General features: G+C 60.3%; 14 protein-coding genes. 5 read left to right on the top strand and 9 right to left on the bottom strand.

All coding sequences use genetic code 11. The annotated features are described in order from the left end of the window. Positions 1–156 precede the first annotated feature (156 nt). The gene (locus tag PQR27_RS10945; protein WP_408523671.1) at positions 157–1,095 is read left to right on the top strand and encodes a LysR family transcriptional regulator; all 939 of its coding nucleotides are present in this window, start codon (positions 157–159) and stop codon (positions 1,093–1,095) included. 269 nt (positions 1,096–1,364) lie between these two features. Here the strand turns inward: PQR27_RS10945 and PQR27_RS10940 are convergent, their stop codons facing one another. From PQR27_RS10940 to PQR27_RS10920, 5 genes are all read right to left on the bottom strand, one after another. Beyond that, on the bottom strand, positions 1,365–2,537 hold the full coding sequence (locus PQR27_RS10940) for a porin (protein ID WP_408523670.1): 1,173 nt from the start codon (positions 2,535–2,537) through the stop codon (positions 1,365–1,367). Between the two features lie 276 nt (positions 2,538–2,813). Beyond that, positions 2,814–3,002, bottom strand: coding sequence for a hypothetical protein (locus PQR27_RS10935; RefSeq protein ID WP_408523669.1), 189 nt, complete (start codon positions 3,000–3,002; stop codon positions 2,814–2,816). Between the two features lie 76 nt (positions 3,003–3,078). Beyond that, positions 3,079–4,815: an FAD-dependent oxidoreductase gene (locus tag PQR27_RS10930; protein ID WP_408523668.1), complete on the bottom strand. Its 1,737-nt coding sequence runs from the start codon at positions 4,813–4,815 to the stop codon at positions 3,079–3,081. Positions 4,816–4,905: 90 nt separating this feature from the next. Next, positions 4,906–5,742: an enoyl-CoA hydratase/isomerase family protein gene (locus tag PQR27_RS10925; RefSeq protein ID WP_408523667.1), complete on the bottom strand. Its 837-nt coding sequence runs from the start codon at positions 5,740–5,742 to the stop codon at positions 4,906–4,908. Between the two features lie 56 nt (positions 5,743–5,798). Continuing rightward, positions 5,799–6,476, bottom strand: coding sequence for a type 1 glutamine amidotransferase domain-containing protein (locus PQR27_RS10920; protein ID WP_408523666.1), 678 nt, complete (start codon positions 6,474–6,476; stop codon positions 5,799–5,801). A gap of 426 nt (positions 6,477–6,902) precedes the next feature. Between PQR27_RS10920 and PQR27_RS10915 the strand changes: the two genes are divergently transcribed. After that, positions 6,903–7,466: a VOC family protein gene (locus PQR27_RS10915; protein WP_408523665.1), complete on the top strand. Its 564-nt coding sequence runs from the start codon at positions 6,903–6,905 to the stop codon at positions 7,464–7,466. Between the two features lie 25 nt (positions 7,467–7,491). Here the strand turns inward: PQR27_RS10915 and PQR27_RS10910 are convergent, their stop codons facing one another. Continuing rightward, on the bottom strand, positions 7,492–8,949 hold the full coding sequence (locus PQR27_RS10910; RefSeq protein ID WP_408523664.1) for a mechanosensitive ion channel domain-containing protein: 1,458 nt from the start codon (positions 8,947–8,949) through the stop codon (positions 7,492–7,494). A 361-nt stretch (positions 8,950–9,310) separates the two neighbouring features. Here PQR27_RS10910 and PQR27_RS10905 point away from each other — a divergent pair, with 361 nt between their 5' ends. After that, complete coding sequence (locus PQR27_RS10905; RefSeq protein ID WP_408523663.1) at positions 9,311–10,249, top strand: aldo/keto reductase; 939 nt, start codon at positions 9,311–9,313, stop codon at positions 10,247–10,249. Positions 10,250–10,282: 33 nt separating this feature from the next. Further along, a complete protein-coding gene (locus PQR27_RS10900) occupies positions 10,283–10,666 on the top strand; it encodes a nuclear transport factor 2 family protein (RefSeq protein ID WP_408523662.1) in 384 nt (127 codons plus the stop codon). A gap of 82 nt (positions 10,667–10,748) precedes the next feature. Here the strand turns inward: PQR27_RS10900 and PQR27_RS10895 are convergent, their stop codons facing one another. The 3 genes from PQR27_RS10895 to PQR27_RS10885 form a co-directional block, all read right to left on the bottom strand. After that, complete coding sequence (locus tag PQR27_RS10895) at positions 10,749–11,291, bottom strand: DUF488 domain-containing protein (RefSeq protein WP_408523661.1); 543 nt, start codon at positions 11,289–11,291, stop codon at positions 10,749–10,751. Between the two features lie 3 nt (positions 11,292–11,294). Further along, entirely contained in the window at positions 11,295–13,268 is a 1,974-nt protein-coding gene (locus PQR27_RS10890) for an acyl CoA:acetate/3-ketoacid CoA transferase (protein WP_408525460.1), read from the bottom strand. A gap of 437 nt (positions 13,269–13,705) precedes the next feature. Then, complete coding sequence (locus tag PQR27_RS10885) at positions 13,706–14,854, bottom strand: CaiB/BaiF CoA transferase family protein (protein ID WP_408523660.1); 1,149 nt, start codon at positions 14,852–14,854, stop codon at positions 13,706–13,708. A 220-nt stretch (positions 14,855–15,074) separates the two neighbouring features. Between PQR27_RS10885 and PQR27_RS10880 the strand changes: the two genes are divergently transcribed. Continuing rightward, on the top strand, positions 15,075–15,212 hold the full coding sequence (locus PQR27_RS10880; RefSeq protein ID WP_408523659.1) for a hypothetical protein: 138 nt from the start codon (positions 15,075–15,077) through the stop codon (positions 15,210–15,212). Positions 15,213–15,222: the final 10 nt, after the last annotated feature.

Below are 15,222 nucleotides of genomic sequence, written 5' to 3'. Positions count from 1 at the left end.
CATGAAGATGGAAGGACGTGACGCTGTGAAAGGACTACAAGGTAGATAGTCGAAACGGTTGCCACGTATAAAAAGATGCGAACACCGAGAATAAGCTTGATAATTGTGTTCAACAATCCACCTGTAGCTACAAGGCCTTTTGAGAGAAATTCATCAATGGCGCGTCCCGGTATTTCAGAACTGTCGGCCTTCGTTGCCATTGCGCAGCATCGCAGCTTTAGCGCGGCCGCGCGCACGATGGGAGTGACGCCATCTGCGTTAAGTCATGCAATGCGCGGCCTGGAGGCGCGTCTCAACGTCCGGCTGTTTACCCGCACTACACGGTCCATGGCGCTGACCGACGCAGGTGAGCTCCTGCTGCGGCGCGTCGCCCCCGCCATCCGCGATCTTGAAGACGCGGTGGATGACGTCACGTCTGCGCAGCACCGGCCCTCGGGCTCAATTCGCATCAGTTGTTCGGAAAATGGTGCAAGACCGCTTATTCAGCATTTCTTGCCAAAGTTTCTCGAGACCTATCCAGACATCGATGTGGAGTTCGTCGCTGACACGCGGCTCGTCGACATCGTCGCGGGTGGATTTGACGCGGGCATCCGAGTCATGGAGGACGTACCGAGGGACATGATCGCTATCCGGTTCGGACCTGAAATGCGTTTCGCCGCTTTTGCCTCGCCGGCGTACATCGAGCGGCACGGCATGCCTCAAGTCCCGGATGACCTGCTGAGCCACCGCTGTATCCGGTTTCGCTTCGAGAGCGGTGCGCTATTCCGATGGGATTTCGAACATAAAGGCAGGCGTGTCTCGCTTGACGTCGACGGGCCCATGACCCTTGGCAATCTGAATCTGATGGTATGGGCCGCTCTGGCGGGAATCGGCATTGCGTGGGTACCTGAATCGCTCGTTAGCGAGCTGGTTGCAGCAGGCCTGCTGATTCACGTGCTGCCCGACGCGGGGCCGTCATTCGGAGAATGGTGTCTTTATTACCCGGCGAACCGGCATACTCCGCCGGCACTGCATCTTTTCGCGAACGCGGTGCGCGAGTGGTCCCGCAACCAGAATGAGCATGGCGCATCGGCCGAAGAGGCCGCGGCTCGATAAGCGTGCGGCCGGCGAAAGCGAACGCTGGTGTTGCTCAGTCTGCCGCAGCAAAATGCGCCAACTGGTCTGCGTGTGCCTTCACGAAGGCCGGACGGGCTGTGGCGCGCGCGAGATAGTCACGACAGGCGGGATATCCCGCCAGCCCATCGAACCGGTCGATAGCGTCTCCATCAGTTGGCGCCATTATATGGCCGCATTCCGGCATGCCGGAATGCGCGCCTGCTGACCGACATAGATCGTGTGCCGCACCGGTTCGCTTTCCGGCCCCCTTAGAAGCGCGTGCGCAACCCGACCGTGCCGACTACCTGGTTCGCCGTCGACGACGCGCCACCCGACGTATTGATGAAGGCGACCACGTTTTGGCCGATTGCGTGCTGATACATGCCTTCAGCGTAAACATCCGTACGCTTGGAAAGCGCATAGACAGCTTGCAAGTTGACCTGATTCCACTTCGGATCCATGCCGTACTGCGTACCGCCCGCATTGAACGCGCCTGACAGATGGGCATCGGTGTACGTGTCGGTGATACCCAGCGTAATCGCCGGCGTCAACGTGTACTTGGCGTTCAGTTCATAGTTGTTGAAGCGCTGCGAACCGTTGTTCAGGTTGAACGATTGCGTGCCCTGATAGAAGCTGTTTGTATACACGAAACCGACCACTGCCGGGCCGAAGGTGTAGTTCAGACCCGCGCCGATCGTGCGCTGAACGTTCGCCCCGAACCTGAAGCCAGCCGTCTGGGCAGGCGCTTCGCCGAGGTCAACTGCGCCGCCGGCGTTCGCCTGGGGGACGGCGCCGTTGCCGTTGATCTGCAGGTAGCCGGCGGCCATCCTGAACGGGCCATAGTCGAAGCTTGCGCCCGCGCTGTAAGCACGGTTCTGCGCGAAGTCGGTGTTGTTCGAGAACGCGTAGACGCCACCGAACTTCAGGCCTGAATAGTTGTTGCTCATGTACTTGACTGCATTGCTCAACCGCAGCGTGTGGTTCAGGTTGTCGTTGTCGAACGGGTGCGCGAAGCCCGTGTCGCCGAACGTGCCGGCCGTGCCGGACAGCGGTGCCACGAAGTCCACCAGCGAGTCATACTGGCGGCCCAGCGTCACCGTACCGAACTCGCTGCTGTTCAGGCCGACAAACGCCTGACGACCAAACAGCCGGCTATTCTGGCCGAGTTTGCCGCTCTGCACGTTAAAGCCGTCTTCCAGCACGAAAATGGCCTTCAGGCCGCCACCGAGGTCCTCGGCGCCGCGCAGACCGAACCGGCTGCCGTTAATGGTGCCGCTGGTCGCCTGAACAAGGCTGCCATGCGAAGTGGCGGAGGTCTTGACGTTGTTGGTATACATCAGGCCGGCGTCGATCAGGCCGTACAGCGTGACCGAACTCTGTGCATGGGCGGCCGATGCGGCGAGTGCAGCGGATACGGCGAGGGCTACGGGGATCTTCTTCATGAATTAACTCCAGCGGATCGGGATACAGGCGGAAAACAGCGGCGCGAGTATAGAAGGCCGATAGTGTCGTTATGGCGTTTACGAGCCGGATTACACTGTTCCGTTTTGCAGAGGTAATTCGTCACCAATTCGACATAATCGTGGGGAAGTCCCTGCCAGAAAAGGCGCGGCGCCGTCTTTCATCCGATTTGGGACGCATCCGGGACGCGCCGACGTTGCATGGAAGCGACGGCATGAGAACGGACGGCCAGATGCGGCCGCATCCAACGTTTGTTCTCAGCGAAGCAGGATCAGTTCTATCACCAGGATCACCGATGCCGCCATGGCGACGCGTGTCACGCTCGACTCGAACCGGTGGCGTTCTGTCTGGGTGAATGCGTATATCTTTCCCTCACAACAGGCGAGGAAATGTACGCGCTCTGAAGTCGCGCCGGGGGGCCGCTTACGATCGCGGAATTTGGCCATGATTCGAGCCTCTCCAATTCCGTACATCATCATACGAAGTGTGGCGCGTCCGGCGTCGCGGCGCGGAAAATAGCATTCACCAGGCGCGGGCCAGGAAGCCTTCAATCTGCGCCACCACGCCCGCGCCTTCACCCACTGCCGAAGCGACACGCTTGGTCGATCCGGAACGAACGTCGCCGATTGCAAAGACACCCTCGACGCTCGTCTGCAACGGCATCGATTGCACGCCGGCTGCCGCGGCGAGATCGGTGCCCGTCAATACGAAGCCTTTGCTGTCGAGCGCGACGCCGCACGTCCTGAGCCACGCAGTATTCGGTTCTGCGCCAATGAACACGAACAGGTGGTGGGTCGTCATGCTGCCTTCAATGCCGCCGGCACCGCGGTAATGCACACGCTCGAGACGCGTATTGCCTTCGAGCGCGGTCAGTTCGATGCGGGTATGGACCGTCACGTTCGGTAGCGATATGACGCGTTCGATCAGGTAATGCGACATGCTGTGCTCAAGGCTCGCGCCTCGAATGAACAGATGCACATGCTCGGCGTGCGACGCCAGAAACACCGCTGCCTGCCCTGCAGAATTGCCCCCGCCAATCAGCAACACTGGCTCCTTGCGGCACAGCCTTGCCTCGAGCGGTGTAGCCCAGTAGTAGACGCCGCAGCGTTCGAAACGCGCGAGGTCCTCGACGGCAGGTCGCAGATACTCTGCGCCGCTCGCAATGACCACCGTGCGCGCGGTGATGCGATGGCCGTCGGCAAGCTCCACGACATGCGGTTGCCTGTTGCAATACAAGGCCTTGACCTCGCACGGGATGCCGATATCCGCACCGAACTTCTGCGCCTGGATAAACGCGCGGGCCGCAAGATTGTGACCCGTGATGCCGGTGGGAAAACCCATATAGTTCTCGATGCGCGCGCTCGTACCGGCCTGGCCGCCGGGTGCGCGACAGTCGAGCACCGCCACCGACAATCCTTCGGAGGCAGCGTAGACGGCCGCAGCCAGTCCCGCGGGCCCCGCTCCGACGATGGTTACATCGTAGACATGCGCCGGGTCGAAGTCGGGAATCAGTCCGAGACACGCTGCGAGCTGTCCCGCATCGGGGTTGCGCAGCACAGTGCCATCCGGACAAACGGCGAGCGGAAAGTCGTCGGGTTGCGGCGTCAGGCGTTCGAGTAGCAAGGCAGCGTCAGCGTCCTTCTCCGCATCGAGCGTCGTGTTCGGAAAGTTGTTGCGGCGCAGGAAATTCTGCAACGCGAGAAGTTGAGCGTTGCCGGAGGAACCGACAAGCACAACGCCGGGCACGCGCTCGATCACCATGGCCCGCCTCAGAATCAGGGCGCGCATGATCTTTTCGCCAAGATCGGCTTCACTGATCATCATGGTGGTGAGATCGTCGGGCCGCACCAATAGCGCTTCGACATCTTCGAGGACATGCGCGTCCACGACCGCGGGCTTGGGCGAAAGCTGGCCGACATCCGAGGTGAACTCGCCACGCTGGGTGTAAGTGTGAATGATCCGTTCGAGGCCGAGACCATTGCGGGCGATTATCCGGATCTTGCCCGACAGCATGACGAACACACCCGGACTGCGGATTCCCGCACGATAAAGCATGGTGTCTTTGGCGTAACGGGACAGGCTTCCGAAGCGGCGCAGTCTGCCGAGTTCGGCCTCGGTGAGGACCGGAAACATGTGGTGGTAGCGTGGGTGGCCGATCACGTATGGGTCGTCGTCGGCCATGTCGTCGTCGACGCTATTCGCATCTTCTGCCGGCTGGGACGACGGCGTACTGCCGTCCGGTATTGACTCGTTGCTCATCGCTAATCTCCTCCAGCAACAAGGCGGCGCCACCACCGCCTGGTCGACTGTCGGCTTTACCGGCGCGGCGAGAAACCTTGTAGCGCTGGCCTAGCCCACGAGCTGGCCAATGTAATATCCGAGCCGATTTTCGACATCGCCAGGCTTGTGGAACCCTTGCGCGAGCAGCGCCTTGATATTCCCCTGCGCGGCGGGCCGCCCTAGCGACGCGATGCACGCATCCCATCCGGCGCCGAGTTCGACGTCCGGTGGCAGGCTGGTGTTGACGAGGCGCTTGGTGTTGGCGATGGCCCACTTGTCAAACCTGGAGATCCGCGTCGCGAGTGCATCCACGAATGCGTCGAGCTCGGCATCGGGCAGTGAGCGGTTCACGTAGCCGAAGGCCTCGGCCTGGTCGCCACGGATGTCTTCCGAACTCAGGAGCACCTCCAGCGCGCGGTTACGGCCAATCAGCTGGGGCAGCCGGGCCATCGGACCGCCGCCGGCGACCATGCCCACGCCCACCTCCCACTGCGAGATGATGGCCTTTTCCCTACTGGCGAAACTCATGTCGCAGGCGAGCGTGATCTCGCTGCCATTGCCCGTCGCGCGGCCGCGGATGAGGGCGATCGAAACAACGGGCGCACGTGTCAGTCGCACGAGGAAGTCCGGCCACTGCGGCAAGCCCGTGGGGCCGGGGGGCAGGGCGGTCAGATCATCGAGCCCGGCATCAAAATCCGCGTGATTCAGGAAGTAGCCGTCCACCATGCTGTCGAAGACCACGACCTTGACCTGTTCGTCGGTTTCGAGGGCGTTGATGAGATTGTGGAATTCGCTGACCATGGGCGGGCCCATCACATTGATCGGCGGGTGGTCGATCGTGACACGCCAACAGGCCGGGGAGTGCCGTGCAACCTTAAGCTGACTGGGGGTTGTCGTCGCATTCATGAGGGACTCCTATCGCCGACAATGCGCGCGGGCGTCTTGCCCGCGCCGGAAGAGAACTAGGCCTGCAGAACCTTGAGCAGTTCCCTGGCAGTGGGACCGGATGAGGCTGGGTTCTGGCCGGTGATCAGCCGCCCGTCGACAATGGTGAACACGCCCCAGTTTTCCACTTTTTCAAAGTGACCACCCAGGCGCTTGAGCTCATCCTCGACGAGGAAAGGCATGACCTTGGTCAGGCCCACGGCTTCTTCCTCGTCATTGGTAAAGCAGGTGACGCGCTTTCCCTTGACGAGAGGCTCTCCCTGGTAGGTCGCCTTGAGGAGAACACACGGGCCGTGACAGACAGCGGCGACCGGTTTGCCGGCGTTGTAGAAAGCCTCGATCAGGGCGATCGAGTTCTTGTCATTGGTCAGATCCCACATCGGGCCGTGGCCACCGGCGTAGAAGATCGTGTCGTAGTCGTCCGCCTTGACGTCAGTGAGCTTGACGCTATTGGCCAACACCTTCTGGGTTTCCGGGTCCTTCTTGAAGCGTTGCATCGTGTCGGTCTGATTGTCTGGATCGTCGCTCCTGGGATCGATCGGTGGGTGGCCACCCTTGGGTGAGACCACTGTGACCTCGGCCCCGGCATCGGTGAACGCATAGTAGGGAGCAGTGAACTCTTCCAGCCAGAAGCCGGTCGGCTTACCGGTGTCTCCAAGCACGTTGTGCGAAGTCAAAACCAGCAGAATTTTCATTGCAGTCTCCGTTCATTGAGGCACAAAACAAAATGGGGGCATTGCCGGGAGGGATTCTCGAAAGGCGGCGTTACTCAGATCAGATGTTTGCGGTCCTTACCTTGGGGCACGATGAAGAGGACGCTGTCATCGGGGCTCCTATCACCGGCACGTTCGATGACCACTCATATTTTCTTCCGGATGCCGTGCCGTGCCATAACACCATGGTATTGCCCTGACCATGCAATGGTATGCGCGGGGGTTCGCCGTTCGCTCTGGCGGCACTTCCACGCAACGCCGGCCGCGTCGCCCTCTTGTGCCGGAATCAATGCGGCGGATTGTGTCGTCAGGTGCTGTGTCTTCAGGGTGCGTTTTCACATATTGTGTTTTCACATACCCGAAGCGGTGAGCGGGAAACCTGTAGTCACGACATCGAGGGAGCCAGAAATGGGCAATATTCCTAAGCAAAGCGATCAGGCGGTTGAGCCCCTCGGTGCGCTCCCGTTCGACATGACGCTTGAGATCGTCATCGTTCCTGTCTCGGACGTGGATCGCGCCAAGCACTTTTATCGCGCGTTGGGTTGGCGGCTTGATCTGGACTTCAAGGGAGACGAATACCGGGTGATCCAGTTCACGCCGCCCGGCTCCGGATGCTCAATCATGTTCGGCTCGAACATGACGACGGCTGCGCCCGGCTCAGCGCAGGGGCTTCACCTGGTCGTCTCCGACCTGGAAGCCGCTCGCACCGAACTGCTCCGTCGCGGCATCGAGATCAGCGAACCATTCCACGACCCGGGCGGCGTGTTCCACCATGCCGACGGGAAAGGCGTCGTCAGCGGCATGAATCCGACCCGACAAAGTTATGCCTCGTACGCTTCGTTCAGCGATCCAGACGGCAATGGCTGGGTGTTGCAGGAGATCACCGCGCGATTGTCCGCAGACCTCAAGGTGGGCGATCCGAGGTTCACCACTGAGGTGTTGAAAGCGATCTTCAGTACGACCCCTGATTAGGCATCGCGGGATGGAAGACCGAAATCTAGAATGTCAGCGAGTGGAGTTTTCGCACCTGTTCAAGTAGCCATTGAAACGTGGACTGTTCAGAAGCAGGGGACTGCGGGACCTCTGAAGACAGCTTGCCCAGCGTCGTGTCCTGCTGCGACAACATCCGGCACATTCGTTCCGCGACCTCGGGGTTGTTCTGGAGGATGGGCGTCAGGTCATCTTTGTGGAGTTGATACGCGGCACATCTTGTGAGGGCGGTGATCTGCACTTTTGACGACAGACCAGCGAGCAATCCCGCTTCACCAATCGCGTCGCCCGGGCCGAGACGTGTCACTTCAACTTGGCCGGAGGTCTCGTCAGCTGTCACGGACAACACGCCCGAATCCACGATGCTCAACGTATGCGGCGCGGTGTCTGTCGCCGTGAGTACCTGGCCGCGATCGAGGTCCCGTCGCTTGAGCCGGGCTGCCAGTTGCCTGATGTCATCGTCCTCAAGCGCTGTGAAAAGATCGACATTGCGAAGGAGGCGCTCCCTGGAATCAGTCAGACTGCGGGACGGCCCTGTCACGCCGAGCGGATGTAGATCGATGCCCGCTGCCGCCAGATGTCGATAGCAAAGGTCGTATAGATCGTTGGAAACAGGGCGTTTCCTGGCCAGATCGTCGACATAGGCCGTGACCTCATACTGAATCGAATTGACACTTGTCTTTTTGACCTGAGCGTAGGGGGCCGGCGTCTGCAAAATGAAGCAGGTTGCCGCCAGCGCATTGTCGAGTGCAGCAAGAACGGTCCTGGGGCGCTCTTCAGGCGATATCTCCAGTAACACACTCACGGCATGCAACGCGGGCGGCCGGTTATGGTTCATGATCTTTGTCTTGGCAGCCAGCGCGTTTGGCACGATGACCACGTTGCCCTCTGCCGTCAGAACATGGGTTGCCCGCCAGTTCATCTCAAGCACCTTGCCTTCAACGCCGTCGACAGCAATCCAGTCGCCCACCTGATACGGCTCGGTCGTGTTAATGACAATACCCGCAAAGACATCACTCAACGTGCTCTGGATCGCAAGGCCAAGAACGATAGCCAACGCCCCTGAAGTTGCGACCACGCCCCTTATTGGCAAGTCCAGGACAAAGGCGAGGGCTGCGACAATCGCGGCAAGAAAAACAACCGCCCCGAACACATCCTGAAAGAGACGCTGCTTACGCCATCGCTTCGGTAACAGTAGTGCGTCGAGCGCGAGTGACAAGAGGCGCGCCCCATTGAGCCACCAGATTATTTCAAGAACCTGTTCCGCGACATGCTGAGCAGATGAAGGCGCATCGGGTGCTTGTGAAACGGGACTCAGGCCCGAGGTGAAAAGGAGCAGGGTCAGCAGAGCGAAAATAGATAGCCGAATGAAAAGCCGGACGTTTTCATTCTCTGGAAGCGTGAATCGCCAAAGTAGCATGTCAACTATTACGAGCGCGTACCCCGCGAGCAATGGATGGTTCATGGCTTTGGCTCTCTGCTTATGTGAAAGGCACCAGCTCACGACTTTTGCCGTGCGCGCATTGAGGTCCGTCGGAACATCCCAGCACCCGGGAACCGACGAACACCCATAGGTTAGCGTCGAAGTAAGCTACCACCTTCGTCATGAGCGAGCAAATCAGGAGGGGATTTGCCGTTCCCTGCCACCCTGCGAATCGTCTGCTACACTGAATTGGACCAGGGAGAAAAGGGCTTGGGATCGCTATGAAACAGTTAACCGACTCAACTATGTTGACGTTTTTTCTGTGCATGGACCTGGCACCGGAATCGCACGCGCAAGCGTCGGTGCCTCGCCGCCGGGCACGAGATAGTGTGGCGGTATCGCCATGATCGAGCCAGCCGATTTTCAGACCAGAAGGATCGCGCTTGATCACGGAGGCGGTCGTATCCCCGCGCTCGGATTTGGCACGCTGATTTCCGATGCAGCGACTACCATCAGTGCCACCAAAGACGCGTTGATAACTGGATATCGACACATCGATTGTGCCGAGCGTTATCAGAACGAGCGTGAGGTGGGCGAGGCCCTGAAAGTAGGGCTTGCTGCTGGTGGGATCGCGCGCGAAGACATCTTTGTGACCACAAAATTGTGGAACTCCAATCATCGTCCGGAGCGTGTCGAACCGGCTTTCGAGGCGAGTCTTGGCAGGCTCGGACTCGACTATCTGGATCTCTATCTCGTTCACACTCCGTTTGCGTTTCAGCCAGGAGATGAGCAGGATCCGCGCGATGAAAAAGGCGATGTCATCTACGACAACGGCGTGACTTTGCTCGACACGTGGAGGGCGATGGAAGATCTTCTCGAGCGTGGCAAGTGCCGCGCCATCGGATTGTCTGACATTACCCTGGACCGATTGCGGCCGCTCTACGAATCGGCACGCATCAAGCCGGCGGTGGTGGAGGTCGAAGCGCATCCATATCTTCCGGAAACGGAACTTCTGGAATTCTGCAAAGAGAACAGGATCGTGTTTTTGGCCTTTGCGCCATTAGGTCACGGAATAAGGCCAGGGCCGCTTCAGGACCCCGTCATTGCGCAGATTGCCGCGCGAACTGGCAGGACGCCCGCACAGGTACTGCTTGCCTGGGCGCTGCAGCGTGGCGGGGCTGTGCTTACCACGCCCAAGACTGCGGCCCGCGCGCAAGAAAATTTCGACGTTTCTCCGCTTCCAGCAGACGCGTTCGACGAGATCAATCGAATTCAGACCAGGCATAGGTTCAACGAGGTCGTCAAGACCGGCAGCGGGGGCTTCCTCCCGCAAAGCAAATGATTGCGAAACGCGAACTGCGTGCGGAGGCGGTCGATGCAGGAAGAAAAGATACGTGAAGCCCTGAATGCGCACTGGCATGCTTCGGCAGCCGGGGATCTCGACGCGGAACACGATATTTACGATGACAATGCCATCTGTGACTATCCTCAATCCGGTGAACGGATCCTCGGGCGCAGTAATTTGCAGGCATTGCGGGGTCATCATCCAGGCAAGCCATCGGGCTTCGATGTCAAGCGAATCCAGGGAAAAGATAATCTCTGGATCACGGAATACACGATCACCTATAACGGGCGCGTGGCATACACGGTGAGCATCATGGAGTTCCGCGACGGTAAGGTCGTTCACGAGACCCAGTATTTTGCGGACCCTTTTGAGGCACCGGGTTGGCGGAGTCAATGGGTGACGCGCATGACATGAGGTCGCGTTGCGGCGAGATACTCGCAGACCGCTTTGCGGGACTGATTGAGCCTTGCCTTGCAACCCCGCCACTCGCGTGTATTCAAGGCGCAGTTTGAGCCGGATAGATCAAGGTGCCGTCCGGTTGCGGCTGCGCGCCCGGTGTCATGGTGGCAGTAGTGGTGCGTTGCATGTTCATGATGTGCAGCACGGTCTCGCCACGCCATAACAGATAGTCCGTGATGATCCGCCGGTGGCATCGCCACCACACTGCTTCGGAGCACATGATCGCGCATGCGTGGCGATGCCCGAGCGCGAGCAGCTGCTCGAGGCCGTCGCGAAACGCATCGCTCATCGCGTAGTCCGCATAGCTGCGAAACGCGGGATGCGTCCAGTAAGCGTTGGGCGAGGGCGTATCGCCTTTGCGTGTGCTGCGGCGTCCGCCCAGTTCAGCCAGATGCACATAGCCGATATGAGCCGGCGCGAGCGACTGGGGCAGCGTGTCGCGATTAAACTGAGGATTGGTGCGCGAGCGCGGAATGCTGCGCACATCCACCAGGGTCTCGATCTCCGCCCCGTTCAGCAGACTGATGAATTCGGGCAGCGGGTGTGTCGAATGGCCGATCGTGAAAAACGGACGAGTCATGGTTCATTTCGCCCCGTGTAGCTGGCTGCGTGCTTCCGCCTCGGTCTCGAAGATGTAGGGCGCGAGCTTGCGGCGCGATAGTGCTTCGCCGAGCTTCGCCCTCATGAAGGCGCTCGTGGTAAAACGCGTCACACCCAGGTACCAGGTTTGCACAGCCTCGCTGGCCATCTCAACGAAACGTTCTTCCACATCGCTATCCAGCACGAAGCCTTCGTAGTTCACCACGGTATGCACGCGCTTTCCGAGCGGCTCGCAAATCGAGCGGACCTTCGCCAGTATCGCTTCGACCATATCGAGCGACTTGACCTCGAGGCGCTCGAAGTTCAGGTACAACACGTTCTTGTCCGGGTCGTAGGAAAAGCGCGTGTCGAATGGAAGGCACGTGAGGCGTTTGCGCAGATCCATCGTTTCGTCGCGGAAAATCCGCGCATCCATCAGCCGCGGCCCCTGAATACGCGGCCTGAATGTCATGTGCGCGAGTACGTCACGCTCCAGGTCGACGCCCGGCGCGATTTCTGTCAACACCAGTCCGTCCTTGCACAACTCGAACACGCAGCGCTCTGTCACATAGACCACTTCCTGACCACGCTGCGTGGCATATTGCCCGGAAAAAGTGCGATGCTCGACCTCGGTCACGAACTTCTGCGTGGCGCCGTCCGCCTTAATATTCAGCGCGCCGTCACGCACTTCGATATCGAAGCGCCCGGATGTGAATGTGCCGGCGAAGACCACCTTTTTCGCGCTCTGGCTGATGTTGATGAAGCCGCCCGCACCGGCTAGCCGTGGCCCGAACTTCGAGACGTTGACGTTGCCCTCGGCGTCTGCCTGCGCCAGGCCCAGAACGGCGACATCGAGACCGCCGCCGTCGTAAAAGTCGAACTGGTAGGGCTGATCGATGATGGCTTGCGCATTGATTGCCGCGCCAAAGTTCAGACCACCGGCCGGAATGCCGCCGATCACGCCGGGCTCCGCTGTCAAGGTGAAGAGGTCGGCAATCCGCTCTTCCGCCGCCACTGCAGCGACGCCTTCCGGCATGCCGATGCCGAGATTCACGACGCTATTCGCGCGCAACTCCATCGCCGCACGGCGAGCGATGATCTTGCGTACATCAAGCACCGTGGGATCGAAGATATCCGCCGGCACGCGCATTTCGCCTGCATAGGCGGCGTTATAAGCGGTAGCGAAGGTTTGCTGATGGTGTTCCGGCGGCGCGATCACCACGCAATCGACCAGGATGCCAGGAATCTTGACCTGGCGCGGACTCAAGGCGCCTCGCGCGGCGATCCGTTCGACCTGCGCGATCACGAGGCCGCCGCAATTGCGCGCGGCCATCGCAATCGACAGCGATTCGAGCGTCAAGGCTTCGCGCTCCATGGTGATGTTGCCGTCCGGATCAGCGGTTGTCCCACGGATAATCGCCACATTGACGGGGATCGTCTTGTAGAAGAGATATTCCTCGCCATCGATCGGCATGAGCCTGACGAGATCGTCGACGGTGCGCGCGTTGAGTTTGCCGCCGCCAAAGCGTGGATCGACGAACGTTCCGAGCCCGATGCGGGTCAGGTGGCCAGGTTTGCCCGCCGCGATATCGCGGAACAGATGGGCGATGACGCCCTGTGGCAAGTTGTAGGCCTCGATCTGATTCGTGACGGCGAGATGCTGCAACTTCGGCACGAGCCCCCAATGCCCGCCAATTGCGCGTTTGACGAGGCCGCTATGGGCGAGGTGATTCAGTCCGCGCAGCTTGCCGTCGCCCTGACCGCCGGCGTAGATCAGGGTGAGGTCGCGCGGCTTGTCAGCGGCGGGATAGGTGTCGTCGTCGGTCAGATACAGCGATTCGAGGGCCACCGCAATCGCCTCGGCGAACCCGATGCCGACGAAACCACCGGTTGCGATCGTATCGCCGGGGCGGATCAGGCGCACTGCGTCGATCGCGGAAACCACCTTATGGCGCTGCTCGTCGAGCAGCGAGTCCATTCTGGCATTCACATCCGTCTCCTCGTCAGCGCGGTCCGGCCGCGTCTTGTCGTACACATTGCGGGCCGGCAGCACGGTTGCGCGGCACTCTCCGAAACCAATCCGGCGGCAGCGTTCGCCTTCGCCTTCGTACCCGCTGCGCCGCGCCGCGCCGGAAATCAGCCATTTACGCTGCAGGTTGTCCGCAACCAGCATGGCAGGCATTGGACGGACCGTCAGGGCGATCACAATGACGAAAGGATACAGCAGGCTCCTTGCCACCGTAATACCGTGCCCGATCAGCAGCTTGGGCACCCAGTTGGCGAAGCCGTAGTCATCAGACGGGAGCGGTACGCGCCTGCGTTCGGGTATCGGACGACGCGACCGACGCAAGCTCCGTCGTCATGACGCGTTGCATCACTGTCTAGACCCGGTATGTCCCGTGGCCGTATTACTTTTCAGGCCGCTGCCCGGCCGGTCAGGCGAGCGAGGATTTCCTGCGTATGCTCGCCGACACGGGCCAGCGCCTGGCGCACACCTGGCCGGCGTCCGCCCATTAGCAGCGGCAGGAGCACGACCTCCGTCATACCGTCTTCGGTGTCCATCGGCGCGAGGCCGCCGCTGGCTTTCAGGTGAGGGTCGTCGAGCAACTGGTCCGGTCTCACGATCGGTGCGTAGGGAATCCCTGCCGCTTCAAGTTTCGGCGCGAGCTCACCGGCGCGGTGATGCTTGAGGATTTCGCCGAGGCGCACCAGCAGTTCGGGTCGCACCGCCACCCGCAGCGCATTGTTCGCGAACTGCGGTTCTGCGGCGAGATCGGGCCGTTCCAGCACGTCGCATAACGTAATGAACTGCTTGTCGCTTACCGCACCGATAAAGAGTTGTTCGTTGTCGGCAAGCGTGAAGACGTCGTAGACGCTCCAGGCCGAGACGCGAGAAGGCATCGGCGGCGGCGGTTCTCTGGTCATCGCGTATTGCTGCATGTGCTGAGCGCTGAGGAACACGCAGTTCTCGAACAGCGCGCTTTGCACCTCCTGACCACGGCCCGATGAGTCGCGCTCGCGCAGTGCCGCCAGCACGCCAATCGCGCCGAACATGCCGCCCATAATGTCGTTGACGGACGTGCCCGCGCGCAGCGGCCGGCCGGCCGGTCCCGTCATATATGAAAGGCCGCCCATCATCTGCACGACTTCGTCGAGTGCGAGGCGTTTTTCATACGGGCCGGGCAGAAACCCTTTGTGCGAGACGTAGATCAGCTTCGGATAGATCTTCGACAGCGCCTCATAGTCGAGACCGAGCTTCGTCATCAGACCCGGCCGGAAATTTTCCAGCATCACATCGCACTGACCGATCAGTTCGACGGCGGCCGCGTGTCCATCGGGGGTATTGATGTCGAGCACCACGCTCTTCTTGTTGCGGTTGAACGAGCGGAAGAAACCGATGCCGAGACCCGGCAGCTTGCGGGTCTTGTCGCCGCCCGGTGGCTCGATCTTGATGACTTCGGCGCCGAGATCGGCGAGGATCATGCCGCAGGTCGGGCCCATGACCATATGAGTGAACTCGATGACGCGCACACCTTCGAGGGGAAGCGGATTCGGGTTATTCATTGTGACCTCAGGCGTTGAGTGTTGCGGACGAAGCGTGCGCGAACGTGTCCGGCAAACCCGACGGCCACAAGGCGCCCTGAAGCGCTTCGCTGGACAGCCATTGCGCGACCTTTTCCCGCTGGCGATGTTCGCACTTTAGACTTTCCGCGTTCAACATAGAAGTATGTCGGAACCGATACGATTCCAATGTGGAAAGTGACAGGCAGGTGAGGAGACAGGAATGCGAGACATCAGTTTCAAGACGCTGCACCAGTTCGTGGTGTGGTTCCGCGATCTGGAGGCGTTGCAAGCGGCGGCCCGGCGCATGGTCGAGCATCTTGCGAGCCGGGCCGGGGGCCAGATTTTAGAGGTTGCCTGAGACTCTGGCC

Source organism: Paraburkholderia fungorum (assembly GCF_046027215.1).
GTDB classification, from domain to species: domain Bacteria; phylum Pseudomonadota; class Gammaproteobacteria; order Burkholderiales; family Burkholderiaceae; genus Paraburkholderia; species Paraburkholderia fungorum_D.
Note: the sequence above shows the minus strand (reverse complement) of the source record. Positions and strands in the feature narration are given on the sequence as shown.